We start from the raw sequence: 25,732 nt of genomic DNA on the forward strand, positions 1-25,732 counted from the left end.
TCGTGGGAGCCAAGCAAGCGTCAATGGATGTCGCATTCGCCTAAAGGAATGCGGGCTTTCCGCATCCCAAACCAAAAAGGGCTGCAAACCATTGTGAGTTGCAGCCCTTTATTTGTCGGAGGCTTTTGTTACAGCCCCTGTTCATCCTCTTGCAGTTTGCGCTGCTCAGGCGCGATTTCAAAGCGTTCCAGTGGCTGCAGATAGCGGTGAACGTGGCGTTTAGCGCGTTCATCGACGTGGGGATGGGCCTTTTGTCGTGGTTCGAGCCTGCGACGCTGCCTGCGCAGGTGGCGTCGCTTTTGCTGGGGTGCGTGATCTTGGGGGTGGGCGTGAGCGTTGAGGTGGCTCCCAACGTGTTGATGGTTCCTGGCGAGGGGGCGGTGCGCGCTCTGTCGCTTGCGATGCGCCGACGTTTCGGCTCGGTGAAGATCGCGTTCGACTGCAGCTTGGTGGGTGTTGCCATTGCGCTGTCGCTGCTGTTCTTTGGGCGCTTGAACGGCGTGGGGGCAGGTACGGTGGTGTCGGCCGTGCTGGTTGGTTCGGTGGTGAACTTCTCGAATCGGCATATTCCGCTCACGGGGCACATCGTGAACGTGCGTATTCGCAGCGAGCGCATGGGTGCGGTGCTTGCGCGCGAGCGGAAGCGGCGGGGCGACGAATGCGGAGCGGGTGCGTGCCAGGAGGCGTGAGGGAGTGCGCATCTCCGCGCGAGGCTGGCGGCTGGCCGTCGGATGCCCGGAAACACCTCCGCTCGGGTTCTCTTTGCGCATGGAAACATGCTCGTAACAGTTTCGGCGGGGGTCGTTTGCTATACTAATGGGCAATTTTCACGAAAAGCGGCACCTTGACGGTGCTGCTTTTGTTCTAAGACGAGAAGGGCTGAAGCGACGTGTATCCCATCGAACGAGTTGAGGCGCTGAACGCCGAGGTCACCCGCATGGTGGTGCGGGCTCCTCAGATCGCCCGCAAGATCAAGCCGGGGCAGTTCGTCATGCTGCGCATCGACGAAAGGGGCGAGCGCATCCCCCTGACCATGAACGATTGCGATCCGCAGGCGGGCACCGTCACCATCGTGTTCCAGGCGGTGGGCGCGACGACCAAGCGGTTGGCCACCATGCAGGCGGGAGAGGCGCTGGCCGACTTCGTGGGCCCGCTGGGCAATCCCACCGAGCTTGAGGGCGCTCGCCGCGCGTGCGTCATCGGCGGCGGCCTGGGCACGGCCATTGCGTACCCGCAGGCCAAATGGCTGCACGAACATGGTTGCGAGGTGGATGTGATCACGGGCTTTCGCAACAAGGACCTTATCCTGCTCGAGGACGAGATCAACGCGTGCTCCACACGCCAGATCATCATGACCGACGACGGCTCCAACGGCAACAAGGGCCTCGTGACCCAGGCGCTGCAGCAGCGCATCGACGAAGGCGCGGACTACGACCTCGTGCTGGCCGTGGGTCCTGTCATCATGATGAAGTTCGTGGCGGCCACCACCAAGCCTTACGGCATCAAGACGCTTGTGAGCATGAACCCGCTCATGATAGACGGCACGGGCATGTGCGGCGGTTGCCGCGTGAAGGTGGGCGAGGAGTACCTGCATGCGTGCGTGGACGGCCCGGACTTCGACGGGCACTTGGTGGACTACGACGACGCCATGCGCCGCGGCGTGATGTATCGCGAGTTCGAAAGCCAGGCGCGCGAGGACCGCGACTGCGGCGAGCGGAAGGGGGCCTAGCATGGCGGCAACGTACGAGGTGAACAAGCAGTTGGAGAAAGTGCCCATGCCCGAGCAGGACCCTGCGGCAAGGGCGTGCAACTTCGACGAAGTGGCGTGGGGGTACACGCCCGAGGACGCCATGGTCGAGGCGCGGCGTTGCATCCAGTGCCCGAAGAAGCCGTGCATGGACGGCTGCCCCGTGGGCGTGCCCATCCCCCGGTTCATCGAGAGCGTGGCGCACGGCGAGTTCGCCGAGGCGTACGCTGCCGTGAAGGCGGCGAACGCGCTGCCCGCCATCTGCGGGCGCGTGTGCCCCCAGGAGCGGCAGTGCGAGGGCGTGTGCACGCGCGGCCGCAAGGGCGAGCCGGTGGGCATCGGCCGCTTGGAGCGCTTCGTGGCCGACTGGGCGTTCGAGCATCCGGACGAGGCGGCCGCGGCCCTTGGCCAAGCGGAAGGCGGCGCCGACCGGGCTGCGGATTCGAAGCGCCTCGCGGGCAAGCGCGTGGCGTGCGTGGGGTCGGGGCCGGCGTCACTCACCTGCGCGGGCGAGCTTGCCAAGATGGGCGCCGACGTCACGGTGTTCGAGGCGCTGCACAAGGTGGGCGGCGTGCTGGTGTACGGCATCCCCGAGTTCCGCCTGCCGAAAGACCTGGTGGCGCGTGAGGTGTCCTCGCTGAGCGATTTGGGCGTCAGCTTTGAGACGAACGCGGTGATCGGGCGTCTCTACGATGTGGACGAGTTGCTGGACGAGCAGGGGTTCGATGCCGTGTTCGTGGGGACGGGCGCGGGCCTGCCTGGCTATTTGGGGATAGAAGGCGAGGGCCTCAACGGCGTCATGGTGGCAAACGAGCTGCTCACGCGCGTGAACCTCATGAAGGCGTATCTGTTCCCGGAACATGAGACGCCGGTGTACGTGGGCAAGAAGTGCATCGTTGTGGGCGGCGGCAACGTGGCCATGGACGCGGCGCGCACGGCCAAGCGCCTGGGAGCCGACGTCACGGTGGTGTATCGCCGCAGCCGCGAGGAGATGCCGGCCCGCGCCGAGGAGATCCACCACGCCGAGCAGGAGGGTATCGCGTTTCAGATGCTCACAAGCCCGGTGCGCGCGCTCGGCGACGACAAGGGCTGGATCGCGGGCTTGGAGTGCGAGCGCATGGAGCTGGGCGAACCCGACGCCAGCGGACGCCGCCGCCCTAAGCCGGTGGCGGGCAGCGAGTTCGTCATGGACGCCGACATGCTGGTCATCGCCGTGGGGTCGAAGACCAACCCGCTCATCGCCAACACCACGCCGGGTTTGGAGGTCACAGCGCGCAACCTGGTGGTGGCGGACGAGCGCACCGGCGCCACGTCGAAGCCCGGCGTGTTCGCCGGCGGGGACACGGTCATCGGCGCCGCCACCGTCATCTTGGCCATGGGCGCCGGAAAGCGCGCCGCCTCGGGAATAGCGGAGTACTTGGCCCCGTCGGCCTGACGGTTTGCGGAATCAGCCGACGCTGCGGCCGCATGCGGGCGTCCGCCTTGGCCTGGCCGAAGGAGGAAGCTATGGAGTTCGATCCGATCGCCTACATCAACGAGCCGCGCTGGCAGGAGTCGCGGCTGGGGCTTGACCGCGTCCGCGAGCTGTTGGAGCGCATGGGGCGTCCGCAGGACCGCTTGAGGTTCGTCCATGTGGCGGGTACGAACGGCAAAGGGTCCACGTGCGTCTACCTGGCCTCGATCCTGCAGGCGGCGGGGTATAGAACCGGATTGTTCACAAGCCCTTACATCGAGCGGTTCGAGGAGCGCATCCGCGTGGACGGGCGCGACATTTCCGCAGATGACCTGCGCGAGGTGACGCTGTTCGTGCGGGAGCATGCCGAAGCTGTGGCGTCCTTGGAAGGCGAGCATCCCACTGAGTTCGAGCTCATGACGGCCGTGGCTTTGGAGCATTTCGCGCGCAGCGGCTGCGACATCGTGGTGCTGGAGGTGGGCCTTGGCGGGCGCTTGGACTCCACGAACGTCATTGACGCGCCCGAGGTGGCGGTCATTGCGCGCATCGGGCTGGACCATACGGCGCTGTTGGGCGGCACGCTTGCCGCCGTCGCGGGCGAGAAGGCCGGCATCGTGAAGCCGGGTTCGGCCGTGGTGTCGTGGCCGCAGGAGTCCGAGGCCATGGACGTGGTCGCGCGCGTCGCCCGCGCCTGCGGAGACGAGCTGACCGTGCCTGCATGGGAAAGCCTGGAAACCGGCCCGGTCAAGTGGCGTGTGGACGGGCCGGTCCGCACGTTCGCGTACTGCGGCTCGGCGTTCGAGACGCGCCTTCTGGGATGCTACCAGCCGGCGAACGCGGCGCTTGCCATCGAGGCGGCGGGCGCGCTGCGCCGGCGCGGATGGGAGGTGTCCGACGAGGCGCTGCGGGCGGGCATCCGGCAGGCCGAGTGGCCGGGCCGCTTTGAAGTGCTGCCGCAGGGGGAGGGGCGGCCGACGTTCGTGGTGGACGGCGGGCACAACCCCCAGGGCACGCATGCCCTCGCCGAGTCCTTGCAGGAGGTGTTTCCCGACGTCAAGCCTGTGTTCATCATCGGGGTTCTGGAGGACAAGGACTATCCCGCCATGCTGGAGGAGGTGCTGGCGCTGGGCGGCGCCTTCGTGGCGGTGGAGCCGCCCAACCCGCGGGCGCTTCCCGCGTGCAAGCTGGCGCGCGCCATCCGCTGGACGGGCCAGGACCTTTTGGGCTGCTCGGCCTGCGTGAGGTCCCATGAAGCCCGGACCTTCGACGAGGCGGTGGAGCGGGCGGCCGATCTGGCCGGCGCGAGCGGCGTGGTGTGCGCGTTCGGCAGTCTGTACTCGGTCGCATCCGTCAAGCGGGCCCTTGCGCGTTGGTCGGGCGGCGCGCCTGCCCGGGATAACGGCTGAGCGGCGCTTCAGGCGGCTTGCGCTTGCGCATGCTACGATGGCGGGCGAAGCGCATCGGTTGGCGCGCCTCCAGCCCGCCGATGAAAGAAAGGCGCAACGGAAGGTGGCGAGGCATGATCGAGCTGACGAAAGAGAGCTTCGACCGCGAAGTGACCGAGGTGCCGGGGCGCGTGCTCGTGGACTTCTGGGCGCCGGGCTGCGGGCCGTGCCGCATGCTCGAACTTATTCTTGAAGAGGTGGCGGCCGCCTTTCCCGATGTGCGGTTCGCCCGGATGGACGCGGCCGCGTTTCCGGATGTCGCCTGGGCGTTCGAAGTGGTGAGCACGCCGACGATGGTGCTGTTCGAAGGGGGCGTGCCCAAAGACCGCATCGTGGGGCTTGTGCCCGCCTCGCGCGTGAGGGAGCTGCTGGAAGGCGCGTAAGCCGCGGCGCGTTTGGCCTGGCTGCAGTCGTGCAGCGCGTTTAGCCTGTGCGCAGGCGGGAGGGTGGGATGCTAGATGCGCCCCTTCGTGTCGCTGACCAGATCGATGAGCGCTTGCTTGGAGTGGACGCCCATTTTGGCGTAGGCGTTCTTGGCGTGGGTGCGCACGGTGTTCTCGGAGAGGTAGAGCTGCTCGGCGATGTAGGTTTTGCTGCGGCCCTGCGCAATGAGCAGCGCCACCTCCGTCTCGCGCTCGGACAGGTCGAACGTTTCGCGCAGCCAATCGCCAACCGCCGTATCCGCAGGGGCGGTGCGCCTGATCGCGTTTGCGGACGCTTCGGGATCGGGCGCCGGATGCGGACGGAGCGGGCGCGAAGCGGGCCGCGCGTCCTCGGCGAACAGCGGCCGGATGCGCGGGATGCCGTCCGAGAGCAGGATCACCATGCTTGTGGCCAGCGCGAACACCACGATGCCCACCACCGCGCCCGCCGCGTACGACGTCAGGCCCGCAGCTCCCAGCGCCATGATGAGCACGCGCCCCGCATCGCGCGCCAGCACGCGCGCGGCCCATGCGAAGCCGTACACGGCGTACGCGCTCACGGTGGTGTGACGCGCGACGTCCTGCAGCGTCACCCACAGCACGCCCAGCATGAGCGTGTCGGCGATGTTGACCACGGCCACGGCCAGCTCCGTGAGATGGCCCGGGAACACCGATAGCACGAGCATGCCCGCCGCCACCAGCATGATCTCGATGCGCCACAGAAACGAGAAGCTCAGCCGCTTGCGCTTCACGATGGCCCACCAGATGACGAACAGGCTGATGGCCACCACGCCCATCTGGTGCACGATGCGCTGCATCGCGTCCATGGGCACGGGCTCTCCTGCGGGAAAGCCCCTCGACACGCCAAGGGCCAGGCCGAACACCGCCAGCCCGCCGAAGATGAGCAGCATGGTGGAGCGCGGCTCGCGGTCGTACACGGGCTCGGGCGCGGGGATGTCGCCCACGTCGGCCTTGAGCGCGCGCTGGTAGCACAGAAGCGCGATGGCGGGCATGAACATGCTCACCGTGTAGCCGAGCGCGTCGGGCAGGAAGCTGACCGCCAAGCCGCCGGCGGATCCGAGCGCCAGCGACAAGAACCCGTACAGCACCGCCTGGTGCATGCCGAGGCGCACGTAGGCCATCGTCCACATGCCGCCCCCGAGCGCCCCGCCCACGCCGGCCAGCACGCCGGCGACCAGAAGGACGTCGGGCGAACCCGCCTCCTTTCCGGTCATGATGAGCACGGTGGAAAACGTCATGATGCCGAACCCGAGCCAAGCCACCGTCTGCCGTTCGCGCTTCGCGGACGGCCTGCGCAGCGCAGCCAACCCGCCCGCGATCATCATCAGCCCGTAGAACAGCTGGCAAACCACGGTGAGCATCCCGTCGTCGCTTGACGAGTAGGACGCGAAATGGTTCACCTGCAGCCACACGCGCGTGGCTGCCAGCCCCAGGAACGCCGGCATGAACGCGCCGCACGTCTCCGCGATGCGGGCAAGCGGCGATGGGCTTGCTGCGGCGGCTTGCGTCATGGGCACCTCGTCTCGTCGGGTCGCGGGGGATTTCGTCTTTCGCATTATATACGAGCGGATCAGCCTTGCGCGCCGCCTCGCCCTTCGCGCCTTCACACCTTCCGGGTGAAATGCCTGTCGCGCGTCGGCGTTTCACCCGGAAGGTGGCTTCTTCGCTTGCCGATGGCGGCGCTAAGGTGGGTTCATCGAACAATCGTTGCGACGGATGCGAGGCCGTTGCGAAGGGGAGGAGCGAAGACTATGGAGGATGCGACGATGAGCAAGCGGGTTGCGGGGACGGCTCTCACGCGTCGGCAGTTCGCGAAGCTGGCTGCAGGCGGTGCGGCCGCCATGGCGTTCGGCAGCCTGTTCGGCTGCACGCCGCAGCAGGCCGCCGCCACCGAGGCGCGTGAAACAAAAGAGTGCGACGTGCTGGTGCTCGGCGGAGGCGGCGCCGGCGTGACCGCGGCGGGCCACGCGGCGGAGGCGGGGGCCAAGACGGTGCTCGTGGAGAAGATGGCGTGGCTTGCGGGGTCCAGCTCGCTTGCCATCGGCACGTTCTACGGCGCGGGCACGCAGCTCCAAAAGACCGCCGGCGTCGAGGACGATCCGTCCGGCCTGCTCGATTACTTCCTCTCGCGCGGAGGCGACAAGCTGGACCACGACGTGCAGGAGTTTTGCGCCGAGCACTTTGGCGAAACCATCGACTGGCTTGCCGGCGAGCTGGGCGTGCCGTTCAAGGAGACGGTGTCCAAGAAGGGCACCGACCCGGTGCCGCGTGCTCACAACTGCGCGAACAACGCCATGGACGCCCTGCGCGCGGTGACGCAGTTCGCCCAGGAAAAGGGCGTCGAGTTCCATTTCGGCACTGCGGCAGAGTCGCTTGTGACGGACGAGGCGGGCGCTGTGGTGGGCGTGCTGGCGCGGCGCGGCAGCGGAGAGCTTGTGCAGTACCGCGCGAAGAGCATCGTGGTCGCCACGGGCGGGTTCTGCCGCAACGAGGGCATGATAGACGAGTACTGCCCCGATTATTCCGGCGTGTACACCGAGGTGGGCGTGGGCTGCACGGGCGAAGGCCTGCAGATGGGCCTCGATATTGGCGCGGACTACGTGGGGCACGGCGGCACGAACGGCATCCTCGCGTGCCCGGTGGAGCCGGGGCAGTCCAAGCTCATCAGCAGCAAGGCGCTCTGGATCACGAGCGCGGGAGAGCGCTTCGCCAACGAGGGCGGCCAGACGCACGACATCTACTACGACGTGGCGCATTTTGACGACCAAAAGTTCTTCGCGGTGTACGACCAGGCCATGGTGGATGCGCTGGACGATGGCCTGCGCTCGAAGCTGGAGTTCGGCTTGGAGCAGGGCATGTTCGCACAGGGCCAGACGGTGGCCGAGGCCGCCGAGGCGCTTGGGATAGACGGCGCGCGGGCGCAGGAGGCGCTCGACGCGTACAACGCGCTGGCGGCAGCGGGCGAGGACGCCCAGTTCAAGAAGAAGGCCGACAACCTTGTGCCGCTTGTCCAAGCGCCCTACTACGTGCTCACCATGGGCGTGTGCACTCATGGCAGCTTCGGCGGGTATCGCGTGAACACGCAGTTCCAGGTGCTCGATGCGGCGGGCCAGCCCATTCCCAACCTGTACTCTGCGGGCGAGGTGTGCTGCGGCACGTTCATCTACGACGACTATCCTGCGGGCGGATGCGGCCTCAACTGGTCCTACACTTCCGGCCGCTTTGCCGGCGCCAACGCTGCGGGCGCCGCGCTGGGGTAAGGCGAAGCGCTTGATGGGCGGGGCGTCGGCTTGCGCGGGCCGGCGCCCCCGCCGCGTGTTCGGTCTGCGCAAACAGGACGTGCGGCCCCGCCCTGCCGCACGCCCTGCCACAGCGTTGCCGCATGCCCGGGCGTCGCGCACGCTTGATCTTTGTAAGGGATGAGCAACTTTTGTCTACCGTTAGAGCGAAAAGGCCCGGACATGCGAAAGGCCCGTCGCTTAACGGGCCTTTCGGAGCATCGGCCGGCTTCGAAAACCGGCAGGCGACGGGCTACAGCGAGTCGATGTAGCTCACAAGGTCGCCCACGGTGGCAAGGCCCTCGGGCTCGCCGAAGTCAACCTCGCAGGCTTCCTCGAGGTCGCAGATGAGTTCCACCATGTCGAGCGAATCGATGCCGAGCGACTCGAACGTCGAAGACTCCTCCACGGTGGCCGGATCGATGTCGAGGTTCTCCTGCAGCACGTTCTTGATGGTGTCGATGGTGGCCATGGTCCCGTCCTTTCCTTGAAGTTGGCGGACCTATGGTAGCACATCCGGCGGTGCAACGCGGAGCGCCGCAGGAGGGACGGGCGGCGGTTCGCCGAGCCGCCGACGGTGGGGTCTGTGTTAATGGTGGTTTGGCAGAGGGGTCCGCGAGGTGCACTCAGATGAGGCGCGGGTCACTTGTAGGATGTCGTCCTTGCTTTGAAAAGGCGATGCGCCCGTCATCCTTCCGTCTCCTCCGATCCTCCTAAGAGGTCGATGAGATCCTGCTTGCTGTGCACGTTGAGCTTTCGGTAGGCGTTGCGCGTGTACGTTCGGACAGTGTTCTCTGACAGGAAGAGCGTCTCGGCAATATAGGGCTTCGACCGGCCCTTGCATAAAAGCTGGATGATCTGCACCTCGCGCTGAGAGAGTCCGTAGCGCTCGCCCAGTGCAAGGCAGCGTGTGTCGATGCTCTCGTGATCTTTGACGCTCACTGCCTTTCTTCCCAGGTCGGAGAAGAGCATTTGGGAGGAATGCGACCGGTGCGGCAGAAAGAACGCGATGGACACTACAATAATGAAGAACAGGGAGGCGACGGCCGTCTCGTCAAGCACGTGGAAATCGAACAAAGAAGGGACGCTGCGGCCGAACCAGTCGGGTACGGATTGGAGCAGCCCCCCGAATCCGAGGATAGCGAGCGGGGGGAGCGTGCTGTGGCGCGCGATGTCCACGAGCGCCATCCAGTAGAAAGCGAAACCCAACTCTATGGCCGCTCCCGTGAACACCTGCACCGTCTGTCCCATGCCCGAAACAACGGTGACGAGCAGCGATAGCGCGATGAACACGTAGAGCAAGCGCCAAATAGCCACGAATTCAAGCGACTCTTTGCGCTTGAACGCCCATGCCGCCAACCCCGCGGCGCAAGCGATGACGATGACGTGCGTGAACAGGGTTAGGGGGAATGACGCTTGAGGCCCAAGCGAGTAGTGCCCTGTCGTGGTTTTGAGGATCATGTTGAACAGCGACCACACGAAGAAGAACGTGGCAACCGACACGGCGGTAAGCGCAAGCGCCCCGAGGCTGCGCAAATTCTTCCAATGGACGATCGGCATGGGACTCGTGCGGTTCGCGAGAAGCTGGGACCGCATCGCCACCGTCGAGGCAAGCGGGAGCGCCGCCACCACCGCAGTGGACGCGATGGCGGGGAAGGGGCTGCTTGCCACTTTGAACACCGCTATTGCAATGGTTGCGCAGAGCAACGATGCCGTGGCGAAAGCGAAGTCCATGCGCGCGAGCAAACGGCACCAGCTAACGAACAGCCAAGCCTGCGAGGCTCCGAGCACAGCGAGCAGGGGAATGGCAAGCTCCTGCGCGAACGGTTGCTCGGCGTTTGCGACGATGCTGACGAGGGCCGCTCCCGCCGCTGCGGCAAGAGGGTAGTCTACGGGACAAAGGCGGCTTCGGTCGATTCCGACCAACCCCAGGATCCCGACAAGCACGAGCGCCGCGCTTGTGAATGCGTAAAGGTTGAGTTGCTGCGGGGTGCCGGGTCCCGCGTAGAACGCGGCGTTCGTCCAGTGGGCGCACAGATACCAGGCGACCAGCCCGCTCGAAGCGGCGACCACGGAGCGTCGTTGCGCGCGTTTTCCCGCTTCGCCCTTGCCTTCTTTTCCTGTCGTACCAGTCACGTGGCTTCCCTTGCGATCATCGCCATCCCCTCTACATAGTAGCGTGAACCGGCTCCGGCGATAATACCTCCCTTTCGGGTGAAAAGCTCTCTCCCTTTGGTGTCTAGCGGGTGGGACGTTCGGGTGGCTACGCTTCTGCTTGCGGATTCGGCCGGACATGAGTCCGGGTGCGAATCGTGCGGGAACCGATCAAGACAGGAGGATCCATCATGGAGGGAAACGAGCTGGCCCGAACCAGGAGGCAGTTCATCAAAGGGTGCGGCGCAGTGGTTGCGGGTGCGGCGCTGTTCGGGATGGCGGGTTGCTCGCCGGCCAAAACGGCAGGCAATGACGAGGCGTCGTCTGTGTCCGAGATAACGTGGGACGAAGAGTTCGACGTGGTGGTGGTCGGCTCGGGTTTGGCTGGACTGGCGACGGCGGCCACGCTGGCCACCGAGGGCGATGAGGTGTCTGTCCTGCTTTTGGAGAAGGGGGCGTCGGCCCAGGGCAACGGCAACAGCATCTTCTCGTCGGGGGTGTTTCTGGCCACGGACGACGAAGAGGGCTTCTACCAGTATCTCCGCGAAATGCGCGGCAACTACACCACCACCTCAGATGAGGTGCTGCGCGCGTTCGCCGCAGGCGTCGCAGAGAACAGGCAGTGGCTCTACGGACTGGGATGCCCCGAGGATGACCTGTTCCAGTACGAAGCCGAAACGCTGGCGGCCACCTACGAATGGGGCGAGTGCGAGCACTCCCGTGCGAACATCTGCATGGGTTTCAACAAGGACAACGAAGACGGCATGACGCATCCGGTGGAGTTCTTGGAATCCGTGGTGAAAGCCCATGGCGACGCGGTGACGCATCTCACGGACGCGGCGCTTACGGCGCTCGTGCAGGATCCAGACACCAAGGCCGTTTTGGGTGGCGTGTACGAAAAGGGCGGCAAAAGCGTGTACGCGAAAGCCGCCAAGGGCGTGGTCATGTGCTGCGGCGGTTTCGAAAACGACGATGTCATGAAGCAGAATTATCTCTCGCTTCCCCTGTCGCACCCTGCGGCGGGCGTGTGCAACACCGGCGACGGGCACCGCATCTGCCAGCGCATAGGCGCCGACTTCTGGCACATGCACAAGTTCGCCGGCGTGTGGACCAACGCTATCAAGCTTAATGGCTCCGAGATGGCGGCGTACCGCACGCTCAAGAAGGCGCAGGGCATCACCGTGGGCGTGAACGGACGCAGGTTCTACATGGACTGGGATGGCACCACCATGCTTGAGAAGGCGTACGAGCCCGGTTCCGACGAGACGCTTCATTACAGTTGTCGCCACGGCTTGCGCAACTACGGTGGCTCGTACGAGGACGTGCCCATGCCCGAGGTCACTTGGTTCGTGTTCGACCAAAACGGTCTTGCGAACAGCGCGTATTTGGGAGCGAATTCCACCAGCAACACGATGATGAGCCAAAACGTCACCACGGCAGCCGAGCAGCTGGCCGACCCGGTGGCGGACGGCTACGGCTATGCGGCGGACTCTATCTGGGACCTTGCGTCGCAGATGGGGGTGCCCGCGGAGGAGTTGACGCGTACCGTTCAAGTGTGGAACGAATGCTGCGCCGCAGGCGACGACACGCAGTTTCATCGTCCCGCCCACACGCTCACACCTATCGACACGGCGCCGTTCTACGCGGTCAAATGCGTGCCCGAGTTGCTGAACACCGACGGTGGTCCGGTGCGCAGCGCGCAGGCCGAGATTCTCGACGTGGACGGGCAGCCTATTCCCGGTCTGTACTCCGCGGGCGAGTTCGGCTCGGTGTGGACATACAAGTACCAAGGCGGCGGCAACTTGGCGGAATGCATGGTGTTCGGTCGCATTGCCGCGCGCAACGTGCTTTCGCGGTAGGCGTCTCGGGCGCGGACTGGGCGGGCGTTGCGCAAGCCGCGGTTCCCGATTCGGAGATGCTGGTGAAATGCCGATGGGGCGGCGGAACAGGCTCCCTCGCTTCGCCGCCCCATCCCGAAAACGAAAAGCGGCCCCTCGCGAGAGGGGCCGCTTTTCGTTGGTCGGCTTCACGCCTTCTGCGGGCTAGTCCGTCTGCTTGAGCAAGCCGTAGCCGCCGTCGTCGCGACGGTACAGCACGTTCACGAGTCCGGTGTCGCGGTCGGTGTAGGCGAAGAAGTCATGTCCCAGAAGATCTATCTTCACGAGCGCCTCCTCCTCGGTGAGCGGCTCGAAGGCGATCTCCTTCACGCGCACCACCGCATCGTCGGCGGACAGCTCCTCCATGAGCCCTTCGACGTCCAGCTCGGCGCCGGCGGTCTGCGTGCGGATGGTCTCGTCCTCGGCGCGCAGCTTGCGGTCGATGACCTTCGTCTTGTACTTGCGCAGCTGGCGGACCACCTTGGCGGCGGCCACGTCGATGGCCGCGTACATGTCCTCCTCGCTCTCCTCCACGCGGATGATGTGGCCCTTCGTGCGCAGCGTCACCTCGCAGCAGGCGGGGCGGGGGTTGGCGGGGTTCTTCTCGACGAACAGGACGACCTCGGCCACCAGCGGGTCGATGTCCATGACCTTCATGGAATTGCCGATCTTCTCCTCGGCGTACTGACGCAGTGCATCGGTTACAGGCATTTTGCGTCCGGCGACGGTAATGCTCATGGCGATCACCTCTTACCTCGTGGCGAATAAAAAACAGCCCGACTGCAAGCAGCGCCCCAGGCTATGCGGACAGACACGGTATGCCTTCCTCGCACGCTCCAAGCCGACTCCTCACGTCGAAGCTGATGGGTACAGGATAACGCAAAACCCTGCGAATTGCCCGGGCATTTTGCCGCGCGTATGAAATCGGTTTAAAAACGTGCGAGGGATGGACGGGGGCGACGAAAATGGGGGATAATGCAGAAATTACCTACCCGGGAGGCAGAACGAACATGGCCGACACGCACAACGACGGCGCTCAGCGCATTTTCATCAGCGAAGTCCAGGGTCATCAAGCCCGCTATCGCAAGCTTCTCCAGTTCACCCATTCCTCCACCAAAGCGGCCGGCGTCATGCTGCTGGCGGCTGTGGTGGCGCTTGTTGTGGCGAACTCGGGAGCTTACGGGCCGTTCTTGGAGTTCTGGCACACCGAGGTGGGCTTTTTGCTTGGCGAGCAGCATGCCAGCATGTCGATGGCCCACATCATCAACGATATTTTCATGGCGGTGTTCTTCCTGCTGGTGGGCTTGGAGGTCAAGTACGAGCTGACGGTGGGCGAACTCACGAACATCCGCCAAGCCCTGCTGCCCATCATGGCGGCCGTAGGGGGCGTGCTGGCTCCCATCGTCATCTACTCGCTGTTCAACGCGGGAAACCCGGCGACGTCGCACGGTTGGGGCGTGCCCACCGCAACCGACATCGCTTTCGCGCTAGGCGTTTTGGCGCTTCTGGGTAACCGCGTGCCAAGCGGCGTGCGCGTGTTTTTGAGCACGCTCGCCGTGGCCGACGACATCATAGCCATCCTGGTGATCGCGATCTTCTACGGCCAAAGCCCGTCGCCGTTCTGGCTGGCTGCCGCGGCGGTCGTCATGGTGGCGCTCATGGCCATGAATCGCGGCCATATCTACTCGCTGGTTCCGTACATCCTGGTGGGTGTCGTGCTGTGGTACTGCGTGTTCATGTCGGGCGTGCATTCCACCATCGCCGGCGTGCTGCTGGCGTTCACCATTCCGTCGGGATCGCGCGTGAACCTGCGCGGGTTCGTCGCGTGGTCGGGCGACAAGGTGCGCGAGGCTCGCGACACGTTCCGGCCCGAGACGCCCGTTATCGCCCAGGGCGACTATCTGGAGACGGTGGCGGCGCTGTCCCAGGTGGCGCGTCAGGTGGTGCCGCCGGCCACGCGCTTGGAGCGCAAGCTTTACCCGTGGGTGTACTTCGGCGTCCTGCCGCTGTTCGCCCTCACGAACGCCGACGTCAGCTTCACGGGTATAGATGTGGGGTCTATGCTGACCGATCCGGTGCTCTACGGCGTGATGCTGGGCCTTCTTCTGGGTAAGCCGATCGGGATCATGCTCATGAGCCTCGTCATTGTGAAGACCAAGCTCGCGTCGTTGCCGGAGAACGTGAACTGGCTGCACATGTTGGGCGCGTCCATCTTGGGCGGCGTGGGCTTTACCATGGCCATCTTCGTGGCCAACCTCGCGTTCACCGACGAGATGCACGTGGCCACGGCTAAGTTGGGAATCCTCACGGCATCGCTTCTGGCCGGCATCGTGGGCTTTCTGTTTTTGTTCCTGCAGGCGAAGGCTGCGCATCGCAGCGGCGTGGCGTACCTGTCCGTGGCCGAGAGCGGCAACAACCTGCAGACGGCCGACCGCAACGACGTGCTCGCCAGCGAGGAGCTGCTGCGCATGGACGATGAACTGCGCAAGCGTGTTGAGGCGGCGAAGGGACGGCGCAACATCTTCGAGGTCAGGGTTGACCTTGGTCCGACGGGCCTTCTGGGCGGCGGCTCCGTGAGGGACGTGCGCGAGGCGGTGCGCGCCGAGGTGGTGCGCGTGCTGCAGGACGAAGGCCGCTACGATCTGGTTGAGAAGGTGCAGGAGGAGTTCTTCCGTAAAGTGGGCGAGCCGCCTTTGGAGGGCGCGCTGGACGTGCTTTTGCGCGAGGACGGCGAAGCGGCGGTGGAGCGCGCCGTCACGCGCACCGAGGAAGACGATGCGTTCGAGCGCCTGGTGTGGCGCCTGATGGAGGAAGAGGCCCGCCAAAAAGGCGAGGGCGCGGACGGCGGGGAGCCCGACGGTTCGTCGGATGCCGCCGCCGGACGACAAAGGGCCGCGGATACGGAGGAGTGACATGCAGGCAGCTGCCATTGTGCTGGCCGCGGGTGCGGGCACCCGCATGAAGTCGAAGAAGCCGAAGGTCGCCCATGAGATCTTGGGCAAGCCGCTTGTCCGCTGGGTGGTGGACGCGGCGCGCGAAGCCGGCGTCGAGCGTGTGACATCTGTGGTGGGGCATGCGCGCGAGCAGGTGATTCCGCTGGTGGAGGCCGACACGGACGTGGTGGTGCAGCAGGAGCAGAACGGCACGGCGGGCGCGGTGGCCGTGTGCGCCGAAGCGCTGGCCGACTTCGACGGGTCGCTGGTGGTGCTCTCCGGCGATTGCCCGCTCATCACGGCGGGGACCATCGCCGAGCTGACACGCGTTCGCGAGGAGGCGGACGCGGCCGCAGTGGTGTTGACGATGGAGCCGGACGATCCCTTCGGCTACGGGCGCATCGTGCGCGATGAGCAGGGAGGGGTGGCGCGCATCGTGGAGCAGAAGGACGCCGCGCCCGAGGAAGCTGCCATCCGCGAGTGCAACTCCGGTTTCTACTGCTTCGACGCCCGCGCGCTGTTCGAGGCTTTGCGGCAGGTGGGCAACGACAACGCCCAGGGCGAGTTCTACCTCACCGACGTGCTGGAGATCTGCCGCCGTGCGGGGCGGACGGTGCTGGCGCTTCCCTGCGAGGATGCTGCGGAGTGCTTGGGCGTGAACTCGCGCATCCAGCTGGCAGAGGCGGCTAAGCACTTGCAGCGCCGCATCAATTGCGCGCACATGGCGGCGGGCGTGACCATGACCGACCCCGACCAGGTGTGGATCGGCCCTGACGTCAAGCTGGCGCAAGACGTGGAGCTTTTGCCCCAGACGTTTCTCATGGGCGCCACGCAGGTAGGCGAGGACAGCGTGATCGGGCCGAACTCGCGCCTCACCGACACCGTGGTGGGGCGGGGCTGTGTCGTGGACGAGACGGTGGCCGTGGAGGCGCGCATCGACGATGGCGCCACCTGCGGACCGCGCGCGTATTTGCGTCCGGCAGCGCATTTGTGCGAGGGCGCGAAGGCCGGCACGCATGTGGAGATCAAGAAGTCCACGGTGGGCAAGGGTTCGAAAGTGCCGCATCTGTCCTACATTGGCGACACCACCATCGGCGAGGACGTGAACATCGGCGCCGGATCCATCACCTGCAACTACGATGGCAAGAAAAAGCACGCCACCACCATCGGCGACGGCGCGTTCATTGGCAGCGACACCATGATGGTGGCGCCCGTCGCCATAGGCGCGGGGGCCATCGTGGGTGCGGGATCGTGCATTACGAAAGACGTTGCGCCTGATGCGCTGGCCCTCACGCGCCCCGAGCAGCGCGAGGTTCCCGGCTGGGCCGCCAAGAAGCGCGCGCAGCAGGCGGGGGAGTAAGGCGAGCGGACGAAGAAAACGGGGCGGCGCGGTCGCCCCGTTTTTCTTTGAGAGTCCTGTCCGAAGCAGCGCGAGGGCGTCTTTCGGCGTGAGCGCCTCGCCCCCTCGCTCGCGTTTGCGTTCTCGCCTACGTTGTTGCTTGCAGCAGCGCGAGGGCGTCGCTTGGCGTGAGCGCGGCGACGGGGGTGTGCTTGATGAGCGCCTCGTCGTTGGTGACCAGGTACGTTGCGTTCGCGCGCTGCGCGGCGGCGACAACGAGGTTGTCTTCAAGGTCATCATGGACGCTGCGGAGGACGCATGCCTTCCATAAGTCTGATTCGTCGGCCCCTACGGCTGTAGCTTGTTCGCGCATGGCGTTCACGCATCCCCAGGCGATTTCAGCTGCTACTGCCGCATCGTGCTCGGTGAGTGTGCCGTTCTTGCTGTGTATGTCGCGTTTGAAGGTATTTGCGGTGAGGTAGAACACATCTTTGACAATGGCTGCAGGATATAACAGCAGGTGGTCGTGCTCGCGTACGAACGATATGAAAGAGAGCGCTTCAGTATGGTCTGGACGTTTGGGCAAAAAATAGTCCAGCCAGACATTTGTGTCGGCAAGTAAAGAAAATTTCTGGCTAGCCATCAAGGCCCCGCTCTCGGAGACGTTCGAGTAAGGCGTAGTCGCGCATCTCTTCGTACGATGCGTTCTTTGCCCAATCTGAGGGTTCAATTCCGTATCGCTCGTATGCTTCGGCTACGATGTTCGCGCCTTTGATTGCAAATTCCCTCCTGCGTGCGCGCTCTTCCTCGGCTTTGCGCTCTTCCTCAGACCTGCGTTTCTCAGCCTCGCGCTCCTCTGCCTCGTCTTTGGTATCGAAAAAAGCCTGAATAACGTGCGGACTATGTGCGTTGCGTGCGGCAAAGTCCCACAGCTTGCGTATTGCCTGCGACGGCGAGTATCCGGCGCGCTCAAGTGCGGCATCCCCGCGTTCTTTGAGCGCGCGGTCGATGCGCGCGTTGATCTGAGCTGTTTCCGTTGACATAGGGCATCCTTTCATGCTTTACGAAAAGTATAGCATAAAATGTCGTAAAGCAAAAAATGCTTTACCTCCGTGACGACATGAGGTATCGTTGTGCCTGCGGGTCAGGTGGCATGTGCTACCCCTTGAACATGAGGAGGTAAGCATATGGTTACATGGCAGGAACTTTTGACGTTTTGCCTTGTGATTCTGGCGGTTATCGAGTTAGTGCGAAAGCGCGAATAACGAGAAAAGCCGCCACGCCCGAAGCGTAAGCGGCTCCTCTCAGTCCATAAAACTGATGTGGGGTAGCCGCCTTTGCCGAGGCTGACCACCTGGCCCGTATTCTACCCCGCTTCTCCCGCACGGTCAACTCCTGCGGGCAATCTGCGGAAAAGGGAAAGTTGACCCTGTGCGCGCGGGTCACCTGCGGATACAATAGGGCCGTGAGGGCGAGGCGACAGTCGCGCGGTGCGGCGGCCCGCAGGACGACGCGAAGGAGCGCGCACATGACGGAAGTGCAGAAGAGCATGGCCCTGTTCTCGGGGTCGGTCAATCCCGGGCTTGCCGACGAGATAGCCAAAGAGCTGGGCGTCGATCTGGGCAACGTGAAGCTTGAGAAGTTCGCCAACGGCGAGATCTACGCGCGCTATTTGGAGAGCGTGCGCGGCAAAGAGGTGTTCCTCGTGCAGTCGGTGTGCGCCGGCGCAGACTATGACGTGAACGACGCTCTCATGGAGCTGCTCATCATGGCCGATGCCGCCAAGCGTGCCTCGGCACACAACGTGTCGGCTGTGATCAGTCATTACGGGTATGCGCGCCAAGACCGTAAGGCCGCTCCGCGCGAGCCTATCACCGCCAAGCTCGTGGCCGACCTCCTGAGCGCGGCGGGCGTGGACAACGTCATCACCATCGATCTGCACCAAGACGCCATCCAGGGCTTCTTCGATTTGCCGGTGAACCATATGACCGCCATGTCCATCTTCGTGGATTACTATGAGAGCATGGGCTGGGACAAGGAGCGGTTGTGCGTGGTGTCGCCCGACGTGGGCCGCGCGAAGGCCGCCAAGAAGTTCTCCACCATGTTGGACTGCGACATCGCCATCATGCACAAGGACCGTCCCAAGCACAACCAAGCCGAGATCACGGCGCTCATCGGCGACGTGACGGGCAAGATCTGCATCTTGAACGACGACATGATAGACACGGCCGGCTCGCTGGTGGCCGCGGCCACCACGCTCAAGGCCAAAGGGGCCGAGAAGGTGTTCGCCTGCGCTACGCATGGCCTGTTCAGCGGTCCGGCGTACGACCGCATCGAGAACTCCTGCATCGAAGAGGTGGTGGTCACCAACGCCGTGCCCGTGCCGCTCGACCGTCAGACGGGCAAGGTGAAGGTGCTCTCTGTGGGTCCGCTGTTCGCCAAGACCATCACCAACGTGTACAACAACGGCTCCGTCGCCTCGCTGTTCGAGTAAAGAGTCTCGCTGGCCTGCCGACGCTGCGAGGGGCTGCGGCGCCCGAGGCTCGCGCGATTTCGGAAGCTCGCGTATCAAAAGTACGCGTCGCTTTCGCGATCCCTGCGAATCTCGGGTGCCGCAGCCCCTCTCGCTGACGTTGGGTTCAACCTGTCAGCATCCGTGCTAGAATGCAGACGGTGCTTCGTCGCATCCGGGCGGCATCCTGGAAAGGAGGCTGCCATGGACGCACAAACGGTCATTGCGGTTTGCGCATTGCTATCGGTTGTGGTCGGTATCGTGAGCATCGGCATGCGCCGCTAGTTTGGCGGTGGCGGGCCGGCTTGCGGGAAGGAGGTGACGAACAGCGTCTGGAAAAGGGAAAAACCGGGCTACCAGTTCACGGAGAGCCCGGTTCCACCTAAAGAAGGATGCTGCCCGGTTGCGCGGGGCACCTTCGCTCCGTATTATAGGCGTGCTTCGGCGCGTTTGCAAGCAAGCGAGGAACATCGACATGTACCTAATTGTGGGCCTGGGGAATCCGGGCGATGAATACGCGCACACGCGGCACAACGCCGGGTTCGACGCGGTGGACGCCATCGGCGAGGAGGTGGGCGCGCGCTACTGGAAAACGGAGTGCGGCGCGCTTACGGCCAAGGGTGCGTACCGCGATGTTGACCTGGTGCTGGCCAAGCCGCAAAGCTACATGAACACGTCGGGAGGCCCCGTGAAGCAGCTCATGAACGCCTATGGCGTGGATGCGGCGCACCTGGTGGTCGTCCATGACGAGCTTGACATCGATCCCGGCACCGTGCGCGTGAAGTTCGGCGGCGGGCATGCGGGGCATAACGGGCTGCGCTCCATCTGCGACAAACTGGGCACGCGCGACTGGCACCGCGTGCGCGTGGGCATCGGACGGCCGCCGGGGCGCATGCCCGTGGTGGACTGGGTGCTGTCGCTGCCGAAGAAGGACGCGGCCGACGATTTCGCATATGCGGTGGACCGCGGTGCTCAGGCTGCGCTCTCGCTGGTGACTGTCGGGCTGGAGAAGACCCAGCAGGCGTTCAACTGACGCGACGGCCAACTTGCGCGCCGTGCGAGCGGCATAAGGGGTGCGGGCGGGCCGTCGGCGGGGGTATACTGGAGACACAGACGAGCCGGCGGCGAATGCGAGGAGGCGGCGATGAAGGGCGAGGGCCGGGAAAGCGCGCGCGACGCACGCGGCTCGGTGTACGCGCTGTTCGCCGTTGTGGTGCTGGCTTCGGCCATGGGCAACCTCTCGCAGACGGCGGTCAACGCCATGATCGGCGACATCATGGGCGATCTTGGCTTCGACGTGGTTCTGGGGCAGTGGCTCACGACCAGCTACATGCTTATGCTGGGTGTGACGGTGCCCGCGGTCACGTTTCTTTTGCGACGGCTCTCGGTCCGGCGGCATGTGTTCTTGGCCATGGGGTTTTTCCTGGCGGGGGCGGCGGCGGATTTCCTTGCGCCGAACTTCGGCGTGCTTTTGGTCGGGCGCGTGCTCCAGGCTGTTTCAACGGGCATGCTCATGCCGCTCATGCAGACCGTCGCCATGACGCGCTTCCCACATGGCCGACGGGCCACGGCCATGGGCGTGGCCAGCATCGCCATGGGCTCCGCGCCGAATATCGGACCCACCATCGGTGGCGCCATGGACTTCGCGTTCGGCTGGCGCAGCTTCTTCGTGCTGCTTGCTGCGGTGATGGCGGCGCTTGCGGCGGCCGCTGCGCTGGCGATCAAGCCCGCGCCCGCGCTTGACGCGAGCGCGCGGCTCGACGTGCGGTCGCTCGCGCTTTCGACGCTGGGGTTCGGCGGGCTTTTGCTGGCGTTTTCGGAGGCGAGCAGCTTTGCCGTGGCAAGCCCCTTCGTTTGGGTGCCGTTTGCGCTGGGGGCGTTGTTCCTCGCGTTGTTCGTGCGACGGCAAAAACGCGTGGCCGAACCGCTTGTGAGCATGGAGATTTTCGCGTCGCGCCAGTATCGAACCGGATTCGTGGCGCAGAACCTGCTGGCGGCTTCGTTCATGGGCATCACGCTGGTGGTGCCGTTGTACGTGGAAGGGCTGTGCGGCGGGTCCGCGCTTGACGCGGGCGTGGTGCTTCTGCCGGGCACGGCGTCGGCTCTTCTGCTTGCCCCGTTGGCGGGCGTGCTGACCGACCGCGTGGGAGTGCGTCCGGTCGTGCTCGTGTCGGGCACGTTTTTGGCGACAGGGGCGGTGCTCATGTCGTTTCTGAATGCGGACACGCCGCTTCTGGTGACCATGCTGTGCCAAGCCGTGCGATCCGCGGGCGTGTCGGGGCTGACGGGGCCGCTCACGTCATGGAGCCTCGCGCAGCTGCCAGGGCGCCTGGTGGCCGACGGCTCGTCGTTTTGCATCGCCGTGCGCCAGGCGTGCGCGTCGCTGGGGACGTCGGCCATGGTGCTTGCCATATCCGCGGTGGGCGCTTCGACGGCGGGTGCGGTGAACCCGGCGTTCGCCTACCAGGCGGCATTCGGTTTCTCCGCCGTCATGGCGCTGGTCATGCTTGCGTTCGTCGTGGCGAAAGTGCGCTAGAGGGGCGGCGGCGTGCTGTGTGCCTCCCTGCCAAACCGCCGCTGGCACGGGTCGCGCGGAGCGGCCGCGCAGGACCTTGCGTCCGTAGGTTGGCCACAAACAGCGCCCTATGGCACTCCGGGCGGCCGATTCGGCGCGTTGGCGGGCCATGCGATTCTTGCGAACTGGGGTTTCTCCGGATGCGGAGGGCGCGGAAGGCGGAAAGGAGGTCCTGCGCGTGCCACAGGGCGCGGTTTGTGGCCAACCTGCGGGCGGTCCCCGGCGGGCGGCGCGAGAGGCGCGGGCGGGCCGTCGGCGGACGGCCAGCCCGGCGAGGGCCTGTCAGGCGGCGGGGCGCTTCGTTTCGCGGGCGGGATCTCGGGCGAGGTCGGCCTTCGTCATGCCGTCGGCTAGGCCTGCTCGCGGCATGCGCAGGGTGCCGGCTTTCTCGCGCCGGCGCAGGTCCCAGAGCATGAGGGCGGCAACGGCGATAAAGGCGATGCCGCCGATGATGCCCGTGGGCAGCGGTCCGACGAAGGGGTTGCCGCCCGTTGCCGAGAACAGCGCGGCCGCGCTCACGAAGCCGTTGAGAGCGCCGTGCCCCACGGCTGCGGCCAGGCAGCTGCCCGTGCGCTCGGTGACGTAGGTGAGGAAGACGCCCATCACGATGCAGAACGCGCACATGGCGGCGATGCCGCCGAAGGGCCAGGCGGGGTAGCCCATGCCGTAGTTGTGCCCGATGGCAGTGAGCGGAGCGTGCCAAAGCCCCCAGATGACGCCTGTGACCAGCAGCGTGGGCACAATGCGCATCCGCGCGGCCACCTTGGGCACCAAATACCCGCGCCAGCCCCACTCCTCGCCGAACGTTGTGAGGATGTTGAGCGCGGGAGCCAGAAGGATGGCTACGGGCAGCTGCGCGACGAGCGCCATGCGCAGCGCCTCCTCGGGCAGCTTTGCGCCCGCGGCTGCGGCCGCCTGCGCCTGGGCGGCGACGAACGCGTTCATGCCGGGGTCGAAATCCTGCGGGAACAGCAGGAAGTACGCTGCCGCTCCCAAGACGGTCAGCAGCGCCGGCGCGAACCATGCCACCAGAAACCACGGTGCTGATTCCTTGAAGCGGCGCGGTTTGACCACGCTGTTCTTGAACCCCTCGCGCGTGGCAAGCCGCGTGATGAGCACGCCGATGGCGGGGAAGAACATGGCCGCCCCAATGGCCAGCTGCGCGGCTGCGGGCGGAATGCCATCGAAGGCTCCGGAGGCGAGGGGGTAGACCACCCCGAACTCGTACGCCCACGTGAGCGCGAAGGTGATTGCCAAAAACAGCGCGGTTCTTCTCATGACGGCGACTCCTTTCTCGTGCGACGGGCGACGTGCGGGCCGCGTGCGGTTGGCGCGCTCTTCGGCGGAGCGCTGCCTTCGAAGCGCGCTTCAGGTGCAGCAAGCGTATTTTAGAAGCGATGATCCGGTTTCGGCATCGCACGTTCGCCTTGCGCAAGCTCTCTTCCAGGGAAGCGCTTGCATCTTTGTTCCATCTGTTATAGCATAAATATAACAGACAACGGCGAAAGGATCAAGGATGAGCGAGCGAAACACAGCGAAGGTCAGGGAAAACGGCAGGGGAGGCAAAAGGGAAGGCGATCGCCGCGCCGCCGCGCCGCGCGGGGCGTCCCCTGTTCTGGCGGTGAGGGACGTTGTCAAAACGTTCGGCGCGAAGCGCGCGGTTGACGGCGTTTCCCTCGACGTGATGCCGGGCGACATCTTCGGCTTCGTGGGTCACAACGGCGCCGGCAAGACGACGCTCATCCGCGCCATCGTGGGCGTGGCCGGGTTCGATGCGGGCGACATTCGCATTGCGGGGCAGTCGGTGAGAACGGACGCGATCGCGTGCAAGCGCGTCACGGCCTACGTGCCCGACAACCCCGACGTCTACGAGTTCCTCACGGGCATCCAGTACCTCGACTACCTCTCGGACGTTTTCGAGGTGCCGGCCGACGTGCGCCGTGCGCGCATTGAAGCGTGCGCCGACCGCCTGGGACTCACCCCCGCACTCGGCGACCTCGTGTCCTCGTACTCGCACGGCATGCGCCAGAAGCTTGTGCTCATCGGCGCGCTTGCGCACTCCCCTCAGCTGCTCGTGCTTGACGAGCCTTTCGTCGGGCTGGACCCCGAAGCGTCGTTTCATGTGAAGGAGATGCTGCGCGAACTGGCCGGGCGCGGTGCGGCCGTGTTCTTTTCCAGCCACGTGCCGGAAGTGGTGGAGAAGCTGTGCAACAAGGTGGCCATCATCAAGCAGGGCACGCTGCGCGCGTGCGGCCCCGTGGCCGACGTGGTGGGCGACGAGAGCTTGGAGGACGTGTTCCTTGACATGATCGACCGCGACGACGCCGCCGCGAAGACCTCCGCCGTGCGCAGCGCTGCGCACGGCGAGCGATAGGGGGCGGCCATGCGCGCGTTCGTCCTTTTGTTGAAGATCCAGATGCTGGGCCTGTTCGGCATCAACAAAGCGCTGCACGCCGATTCGGCGAAGGCCAAGCGCACGCTGGGCCTTGGGGCGTTGGCGGTGGCGGCCATCGTACTGTTCGCGGCGGCGTACTCGGTCAAGGTGGCGCAAGCGCTCGTTCAGATCGGGCTGTCCGAGGCCATCCCGCTCGTTGCGGTGCTCGTGGGCGCGATGGCGGGTGCTGTGGCCGCGTTTCTCAAGACGAACGGCATGCTGTTCGGCTTCAAGGACTACGACCTGGTGATGTCGCTGCCCGTTTCCACCGCTGCGGTGGTGTTGTCGCGCATTGCGTCGCTGTACGCCATGAGCTTGGCGTTCGGCCTGCTGGCTATGGTGCCGGCGTTCGCCGTGTACGCGGGATGCGCGGGCGTGTCGGCGGCGGGCGTGCTGTGCATGGCTCTGTCCGTGGTGCTGGCGCCGCTGCTGCCGCTTTCGGTGGCCGTTGTGCTGGCCGTGCTCATTGCCGCGGTGTCGGCGCGCTTCCGCCATGCGAACATCGTCGTCATCGCGCTGACATTGGCGGCGACGCTCGCCGCGGTGTTCGGTTCGATCGCGCTTTCATCGCAAAGCGACGACCTGGCCGCCCTGACGGCGCTCGGCACGCAGCTCACCGCGCAGATCGCATCGGTGTTCCCGCCGGCGGCGTGGGCGGCGGCCGGCATCGTGCAGGGCGACTTCCTGCGGTTTTTCGCCTTCGTTGCGGCGAACCTTGCGACGGCCGGCGTGGTGCTCGCGTTGGTGGTGCGCCTGTTCGTGCCGGTGAACGCGCTGCTCGCGTCGTCGCGTCCGAGCGGTGCGTTCTCGTTCGACGGCAAACGGGGCGCTGCGGGCCTCAAGGCCGGCACGCCGTTTCGCGCGCTCGTGGCCAAAGAGGCGCGCCTTTTGGCGGCCACGCCCGTCTATCTTATGAATTCCTGCATCGGGTTCGTGTTGGTGCTGGTGGCGGCCTTGGCCGCGTGGGTGGGAACCGTGACGGGCCTCATGTCGCCGGACGCGCTGCCGCCCGAGCTTGCGCCCTTCGTCGGCGCGCTGCTTCCCTGGGCGCTCGCGTTCTTCTGCGTCATCTCGTCCACCACGGCGGCGTCGGTGTCGCTTGAGGGGTCGGCGCGCTGGCTCATGCTGACCGCGCCGGTGCCGGCGAGCACCGTGCTGGGTGCGAAAGCCGCCGTCAACCTGATGGTCGCGGTGCCCGTGGTGGCGGTGTCGGCCGCGCTGCTGGCCATCGCGCTGCCGCTCGATCCGCTGTCCGTCGTAGCGCTGTTCGTGGTGCCGCTGGCGTCGAGCCTGCTGGCTGCGTTCGGCGGCCTCGCTCTTGACGCGCGGCGCCCGCGTTACGACTGGACCACCGTGTACGAGCCGGTGAAGCGCGGTCTGCCCGTGTTCGGCGTCATCGTGGGCGGTATGGCGTTCGTGGCGGCGGGCGCGGCGCTCACCGCCGTTGCAGGCGCGATTGCGGGGCTTGCGCTGAGCCTTGCGGCGGCCGCGGCCTCGTGGGCGCTGTTCCGCATTGCGGCGAAACGCGGTTTGACGGCGTGA

21 protein-coding genes are annotated in these 25,732 nt (G+C 65.5%); 14 read left to right on the forward strand and 7 right to left on the reverse strand.

The features are described from left to right. The first annotated feature begins 125 nt into the window (after nt 1–125). From ACWKY3_RS04050 to ACWKY3_RS04070, 5 genes are all read left to right on the forward strand, one after another. Nucleotides 126–689 carry a YczE/YyaS/YitT family protein gene (locus ACWKY3_RS04050; protein ID WP_449315136.1) on the forward strand — a complete coding sequence of 188 codons (564 nt, stop codon included), beginning with the start codon at nt 126–128 and terminating at the stop codon, nt 687–689. 200 nt (nt 690–889) lie between these two features. After that, nucleotides 890–1,729, forward strand: coding sequence for a sulfide/dihydroorotate dehydrogenase-like FAD/NAD-binding protein (locus tag ACWKY3_RS04055; RefSeq protein ID WP_449315137.1), 840 nt, complete (start codon nt 890–892; stop codon nt 1,727–1,729). 1 nt (nt 1,730) lies between these two features. Further along, nucleotides 1,731–3,182 carry an NADPH-dependent glutamate synthase gene (gene gltA / locus ACWKY3_RS04060; protein WP_449315138.1) on the forward strand — a complete coding sequence of 484 codons (1,452 nt, stop codon included), beginning with the start codon at nt 1,731–1,733 and terminating at the stop codon, nt 3,180–3,182. 71 nt (nt 3,183–3,253) lie between these two features. Continuing rightward, the gene (locus tag ACWKY3_RS04065) at nt 3,254–4,606 is read left to right on the forward strand and encodes a bifunctional folylpolyglutamate synthase/dihydrofolate synthase (RefSeq protein ID WP_449315139.1); all 1,353 of its coding nucleotides are present in this window, start codon (nt 3,254–3,256) and stop codon (nt 4,604–4,606) included. A gap of 113 nt (nt 4,607–4,719) precedes the next feature. Then, entirely contained in the window at nt 4,720–5,028 is a 309-nt protein-coding gene (locus ACWKY3_RS04070; protein WP_449315140.1) for a thioredoxin family protein, read from the forward strand. A gap of 71 nt (nt 5,029–5,099) precedes the next feature. Here the strand turns inward: ACWKY3_RS04070 and ACWKY3_RS04075 are convergent, their stop codons facing one another. After that, a complete protein-coding gene (locus tag ACWKY3_RS04075) occupies nt 5,100–6,599 on the reverse strand; it encodes a response regulator transcription factor (RefSeq protein ID WP_449315141.1) in 1,500 nt (499 codons plus the stop codon). A 255-nt stretch (nt 6,600–6,854) separates the two neighbouring features. On the opposite strand from ACWKY3_RS04075, the gene ACWKY3_RS04080 reads away from it, so the two are divergent. Further along, nucleotides 6,855–8,348 (forward strand): FAD-dependent oxidoreductase, encoded by a 1,494-nt coding sequence (locus ACWKY3_RS04080; protein ID WP_449315142.1) that lies wholly within the window; start codon nt 6,855–6,857, stop codon nt 8,346–8,348. Between the two features lie 271 nt (nt 8,349–8,619). Here ACWKY3_RS04080 and ACWKY3_RS04085 read toward each other — a convergent pair whose 3' ends face one another. Both ACWKY3_RS04085 and ACWKY3_RS04090 read right to left on the reverse strand, forming a co-directional pair. After that, on the reverse strand, nt 8,620–8,838 hold the full coding sequence (locus ACWKY3_RS04085) for an acyl carrier protein (protein ID WP_449315143.1): 219 nt from the start codon (nt 8,836–8,838) through the stop codon (nt 8,620–8,622). A gap of 215 nt (nt 8,839–9,053) precedes the next feature. Further along, complete coding sequence (locus ACWKY3_RS04090; RefSeq protein ID WP_449315144.1) at nt 9,054–10,502, reverse strand: helix-turn-helix transcriptional regulator; 1,449 nt, start codon at nt 10,500–10,502, stop codon at nt 9,054–9,056. A gap of 209 nt (nt 10,503–10,711) precedes the next feature. On the opposite strand from ACWKY3_RS04090, the gene ACWKY3_RS04095 reads away from it, so the two are divergent. Further along, nucleotides 10,712–12,379: an FAD-dependent oxidoreductase gene (locus ACWKY3_RS04095; RefSeq protein ID WP_449315145.1), complete on the forward strand. Its 1,668-nt coding sequence runs from the start codon at nt 10,712–10,714 to the stop codon at nt 12,377–12,379. A 183-nt stretch (nt 12,380–12,562) separates the two neighbouring features. Here ACWKY3_RS04095 and hpf read toward each other — a convergent pair whose 3' ends face one another. After that, on the reverse strand, nt 12,563–13,135 hold the full coding sequence (gene hpf / locus ACWKY3_RS04100; RefSeq protein ID WP_449315146.1) for a ribosome hibernation-promoting factor, HPF/YfiA family: 573 nt from the start codon (nt 13,133–13,135) through the stop codon (nt 12,563–12,565). Nucleotides 13,136–13,407: 272 nt separating this feature from the next. Between hpf and nhaA the strand changes: the two genes are divergently transcribed. After that, nucleotides 13,408–15,309: a Na+/H+ antiporter NhaA gene (gene nhaA, locus ACWKY3_RS04105; protein WP_449315147.1), complete on the forward strand. Its 1,902-nt coding sequence runs from the start codon at nt 13,408–13,410 to the stop codon at nt 15,307–15,309. 1 nt (nt 15,310) lies between these two features. Further along, nucleotides 15,311–16,690: a bifunctional UDP-N-acetylglucosamine diphosphorylase/glucosamine-1-phosphate N-acetyltransferase GlmU gene (glmU, locus tag ACWKY3_RS04110; protein WP_449315148.1), complete on the forward strand. Its 1,380-nt coding sequence runs from the start codon at nt 15,311–15,313 to the stop codon at nt 16,688–16,690. A gap of 127 nt (nt 16,691–16,817) precedes the next feature. On the opposite strand, the gene ACWKY3_RS04115 is transcribed toward glmU, so the two are convergent. Both ACWKY3_RS04115 and ACWKY3_RS04120 read right to left on the reverse strand, forming a co-directional pair. Continuing rightward, the gene (locus tag ACWKY3_RS04115; RefSeq protein ID WP_449315149.1) at nt 16,818–17,312 is read right to left on the reverse strand and encodes a type II toxin-antitoxin system VapC family toxin; all 495 of its coding nucleotides are present in this window, start codon (nt 17,310–17,312) and stop codon (nt 16,818–16,820) included. After that, a complete protein-coding gene (locus ACWKY3_RS04120) occupies nt 17,305–17,712 on the reverse strand; it encodes a type II toxin-antitoxin system RelB/DinJ family antitoxin (RefSeq protein WP_449315150.1) in 408 nt (135 codons plus the stop codon). Before ACWKY3_RS04120 ends, ACWKY3_RS04115 begins: the two co-directional genes overlap by 8 nt. A gap of 485 nt (nt 17,713–18,197) precedes the next feature. Between ACWKY3_RS04120 and ACWKY3_RS04125 the strand changes: the two genes are divergently transcribed. The 3 genes from ACWKY3_RS04125 to ACWKY3_RS04135 all read left to right on the forward strand — a co-directional run bounded on the left by ACWKY3_RS04125 (nt 18,198) and on the right by ACWKY3_RS04135 (nt 21,717). Further along, a complete protein-coding gene (locus tag ACWKY3_RS04125) occupies nt 18,198–19,163 on the forward strand; it encodes a ribose-phosphate diphosphokinase (RefSeq protein ID WP_449315151.1) in 966 nt (321 codons plus the stop codon). A 493-nt stretch (nt 19,164–19,656) separates the two neighbouring features. Next, nucleotides 19,657–20,214: an aminoacyl-tRNA hydrolase gene (gene pth / locus ACWKY3_RS04130; RefSeq protein WP_449315152.1), complete on the forward strand. Its 558-nt coding sequence runs from the start codon at nt 19,657–19,659 to the stop codon at nt 20,212–20,214. 111 nt (nt 20,215–20,325) lie between these two features. Continuing rightward, complete coding sequence (locus ACWKY3_RS04135) at nt 20,326–21,717, forward strand: MFS transporter (RefSeq protein WP_449315153.1); 1,392 nt, start codon at nt 20,326–20,328, stop codon at nt 21,715–21,717. Between the two features lie 321 nt (nt 21,718–22,038). Here ACWKY3_RS04135 and ACWKY3_RS04140 read toward each other — a convergent pair whose 3' ends face one another. Beyond that, a complete protein-coding gene (locus ACWKY3_RS04140; protein WP_449315154.1) occupies nt 22,039–23,034 on the reverse strand; it encodes a CPBP family intramembrane glutamic endopeptidase in 996 nt (331 codons plus the stop codon). Nucleotides 23,035–23,272: 238 nt separating this feature from the next. On the opposite strand from ACWKY3_RS04140, the gene ACWKY3_RS04145 reads away from it, so the two are divergent. Further along, complete coding sequence (locus ACWKY3_RS04145; RefSeq protein ID WP_449315155.1) at nt 23,273–24,130, forward strand: ABC transporter ATP-binding protein; 858 nt, start codon at nt 23,273–23,275, stop codon at nt 24,128–24,130. Nucleotides 24,131–24,139: 9 nt separating this feature from the next. Next, nucleotides 24,140–25,732: a putative ABC transporter permease subunit gene (locus ACWKY3_RS04150; RefSeq protein WP_449315156.1), complete on the forward strand. Its 1,593-nt coding sequence runs from the start codon at nt 24,140–24,142 to the stop codon at nt 25,730–25,732.

The organism is Rubneribacter sp. (assembly GCF_965361815.1).